This is a genomic window from Burkholderia stagnalis, from assembly GCF_902830275.1.
Classification (GTDB): Bacteria; Pseudomonadota; Gammaproteobacteria; order Burkholderiales; family Burkholderiaceae; genus Burkholderia; species Burkholderia stagnalis.
The window spans coordinates 1-231 of the sequence record NZ_CADESW010000123.1; the positions used below are offsets into that span (position 1 = coordinate 1).

A 231-nucleotide genomic window follows, 5' to 3' on the forward strand; every position below is an offset into this window, starting at 1 on the left:
TTGGATGAGCTTGGACAGCCCTGATTGACCTTGATTAGCCTTGGTTTTGCTGATTGCGAGTCGTGTAAGGCTTTGATTTTTAAAGGCTCCCGGTGTGCCGGTAAAGCTCCGAAGGCAGGGGTTGCTGGTTCGATCCCAGCCGGGCGCGCCAAGCCTGACAAGGCTTCTAGCGGTTTCGTTACTTCATCGTATTCCCCCGTTACAGTGAAATTACAGTTAGCCGGCTGCGGT

Annotated in this window: 1 protein-coding gene; it reads left to right on the forward strand. The window is 53.2% G+C overall.

The features are described 5' to 3' along the window. Positions 1-24: 24 nt before the first annotated feature. Positions 25-231, forward strand: a 207-nt coding sequence (locus HWY45_RS36660) for a hypothetical protein (protein ID WP_208450117.1), incomplete at its 3' end; no start/stop codon positions are given.